Below are 1,191 nucleotides of genomic sequence, written 5' to 3'. Positions count from 1 at the left end.
TAACGTTCCCGCGCTTTGCGAGGTTGCGAGCTTCGTAGCCGAGTATTTCTGTTACAACTAAATTTCTTGCGAAAGATAAACGTGAATTTACCACTTAATTCGCAATCTCGCAAAACGTGTGTTAGCCGTTCGGTTTTTTATTTTGAATTTGTTTTTCTATTCTGTCCAATCTCTTTTCTATTTTGCAACTATTATTATTTGATATAGCGATAATTGCAATTACTGAGGTTAAAATTGGAACTATTATTTGAACATAATCTTTGATTAAACTTAAAGTATAGTTTCTTGAAGTTTTTAAGTATAAATTATTTGAAAATGATGAAATTCCTTTTTTTTCTATTATCAAACCATCGTGTCCTTTTTTGATTTCTTTATTTTCATATAATTCAGAAATGATTACATTTAGTTCTGTTTCAGAAACTTTAAGATTTTTTAAAATTTCTTCAAAGGAAAGACCTTTTTCCAATAAATTATTTTCGTCTACTTGAAAGTTTTTACTAAAAGTAAGTAATTCCAATACTTTATGTTTTTGTTTGTAATAATTCATTATTATGAAATCAATTTAGTTTATACTTTTTGTTCTATTTTATTTAGTTTGTATTATTTTCTATATTTATCTTCATCATTTTCTTTTCAAGTTCAGAAAGTTTATCTGATTGATTTTTAACAAAATCGTATTGTTCTTGTGTTAAAGCTCCTTTTGAAGCCAATTCCATTCTGTAATGCATTGCTTCAAATGAATATTTATTAATTTCCATTAGTTCTTCGGCAGACATTCTTTCTAATTTAGTCTCTAAAAATTGCTTTTCAGAATTTAGTGATTGAATTTCTAATATTGATGTTAAAGATTTTGTTTCAAAAACTAAATTTAAATTTTCAAAATATAAATGTTTTACACTGTTAAATCTCTCTTCTGGAGTTAGTGGAGTTCTTTCAGAAGCAATTTCAAGAATACAATAAGCCAAAATTTTATCTATTCCTTTTTTCTTACTGCAATACTTTTCCTCGAGATATTTAAAATCTATTTTCTTTGTAAAAACATCTTCAGAAACTTTTTTTAATAAGCGTCGAATTAATCTGTCTTCAAGAAACTCTTTTATTCTTTCAATCATATTAGTATTATTATAAAGTTGTAAATTGTTTCGTTAGGTTCTCTAGTTCTGTCCGGTGCGGTAAACTGACGGCTAACGT

General features: G+C 26.5%; 2 protein-coding genes. Both read right to left on the bottom strand.

Annotated features, from left to right (window positions below):
* Nucleotides 1-121: 121 nt before the first annotated feature.
* Nucleotides 122-547 (bottom strand): hypothetical protein, encoded by a 426-nt coding sequence (locus H2650_RS15655; RefSeq protein WP_188051764.1) that lies wholly within the window; start codon nucleotides 545-547, stop codon nucleotides 122-124.
* Nucleotides 548-590: 43 nt separating this feature from the next.
* Nucleotides 591-1,112 carry a hypothetical protein gene (locus H2650_RS15650; RefSeq protein WP_188051763.1) on the bottom strand — a complete coding sequence of 174 codons (522 nt, stop codon included), beginning with the start codon at nucleotides 1,110-1,112 and terminating at the stop codon, nucleotides 591-593.
* Nucleotides 1,113-1,191: the final 79 nt, after the last annotated feature.

The sequence above is a fragment of the Flavobacterium sp. GP15 genome (genome assembly GCF_014281985.1).
GTDB classification, from domain to species: domain Bacteria; phylum Bacteroidota; class Bacteroidia; order Flavobacteriales; family Flavobacteriaceae; genus Flavobacterium; species Flavobacterium pygoscelis.
The sequence above is the reverse complement of the archived record's forward strand: the minus strand, read 5'-3'. Positions and strand labels throughout refer to the sequence as shown.

Coding starts and splice junctions, on each gene's coding strand:
- H2650_RS15655 (WP_188051764.1), bottom strand. CDS start 547: ATGAATTATTACAAACAAAAACATAAAGTATTGGAATTACTTACTTTT.
- H2650_RS15650 (WP_188051763.1), bottom strand. CDS start 1,112: ATGATTGAAAGAATAAAAGAGTTTCTTGAAGACAGATTAATTCGACGC.